This window comes from Betaproteobacteria bacterium, assembly GCA_016791345.1.
Lineage (GTDB): Bacteria > Pseudomonadota > Gammaproteobacteria > Burkholderiales > JAEUMW01 > JAEUMW01.
Genome location: JAEUMW010000235.1, coordinates 1 through 1,842 on the forward strand (window position 1 = coordinate 1; position 1,842 = coordinate 1,842).

Annotated in this window: 1 protein-coding gene; it reads left to right on the forward strand. The window is 68.8% G+C overall.

The window, feature by feature from the left end; genetic code table 11:
* Nucleotides 1–1,842 (forward strand): hypothetical protein (locus JNK68_09255; GenBank protein ID MBL8540546.1); only part of this gene is annotated, 1,842 nt, incomplete at both ends.

Genomic DNA, 1,842 nt, shown 5'->3' on the forward strand with positions numbered 1-1,842 from the left:
GCCTGGCAGACGGTGAGTCGCACCCTCGGCCTCGACGGGTTCGATGCGGCGCAGGGGCGTGTCGCCGATGCCGTGCGCAGTTCGCCGCACGTGGTGCTGGTGTCGGAGTGGGACACGCACTACGGGCGCGAATTTCCCAACATCATGCGCGACGCGCTGCTGGCAGACGTCGCGGACACGAAGATTCGCGAGTCGGTGTGCCCGACGGAGCGCATGGTCGGCGGCGGCGACGCGGGCGACGACTGCCCGATCCATTACTACGCCTACATGATGGGGCTCGATGGCCAGCTGCCGCGCGCGGGCGAGGTGCGCGAGACATCGCCGCCAGCGGACAAGTCGGACAAGCAGCGGGAGCGCGGACGCGAGGTCGAGCGGCCGGTCGGCGCGGCTCAGCTCGACTACCTGCGGCGGCTCTCCGAGAAGATCGTCGCGCTCGATGCGCGGCTGCGCAGCGAGGGCAACCGCGTCGGCGCAGTCGGCGTGCTCGGCACGGACCCGTACGACAAGCTGCTGGTGATGCAGGCGCTGCACCCCTCGCTGCCTGAGGCCATTTTCTTCACCACCGATCTGGATGCGGCCTATCTGCATCCGACCGAGGTCAAGCGCGGCACGAAGAACCTCGTGGTGACCTCCGCCTTCGGTCTCATGCTGGATGAGCGCTGGCAGGGCAGCATCCTGCCGTTTCGGGACAGCTATCAGACGGGGACGTTTCTCTCCACGATGCTGGCCCTGGGCACGCGGCGCGGCGACGACCCGGCACTCGCGCGAGGTCTGGCGACACCGCGCATCTACGAGGTGGGCGCGAGCTCGGTGGTGGACCTGAGCCCGTTCGCGGCGGACTGCCCGAGAGGGGCGTGCGCGACGATTCACCCGCCGCGCGAACTGCCCGAATTCAGGGCACGCAGCGTGACCGCGTTCGTCTTCGCGTGCCTGGTGCTGCTGGTACTTTTCGCCTTCGGCTTTCGCCAGATGCAGCACACACTCGCCATGCTCGGCCCCGCCGTGAGGTCGCGCCCGGTCGTGTCCGTGCTTGCGCTGGTCGCGCTCATGCTGGTCGTGGGCTTAAGCCTGCGCGCGCTGCAGGACGCGACCGCCGAGCCGTGGGCGGTGGCCAATGGCGTGAGCATGTGGCCGACGCAGATCCTGCGGCTGGTGACGCTGGTGCTAACGTGGCTCATGCTGGTCAAGGGCTGGCGCGACCTCGTCGCGAGCAACGCGGCGCTCACGCAGGACTTCCTGCTCGTGGGCGATGCGACACGGCCGGCACCGCCGCACCACGCGGGCGCAGGTGCGATCCGCGGTCGCTGGCGGCTCCTGCGCGCCGTGGTCCACGACCGGTTCCGCCCGTGGCAGCCGGACGAAGCCGCCTACCGGCTGGAGGCGCGGTCCGTGAGCGAGATCTGGAACGCCTACGTCCAGCCGGCCGCGCTCGCAGACCGCCTGTGGCTGCTGGCGGTGCCGATCGTGCTCTATCTCACCTTCACGTTCATCCTGTTCCAGGTCTTCGGCTGGCCGGCGCGCCCCTATCGGGGGTCGTTCATCCAGATCCTCGATTCGACGATGATCGTGCTCTGCTCAGTAAGCTTCTTCCTGCTGCTCTTCTTCGTGATCGAGGAGACGCGCCGCACCTGCGCCTTCGTGCGGCGCTTGAGTCAGCCGTCGCGGTGGCCGCCCGAGGCGCTGGAGAAATTCGGTCAGCGGCCGGGGCTGGCGGACTCCGCGTCGATCCATCCGGATCTCGTCGCCTACCTGGAGGACTGGGTCGAGGTGGACCTCATCGGGCGCCGCACGGAGGTGGTGACGCGCCTCATCTATTACCCGTTCGTCATCGTCACGCTGCTC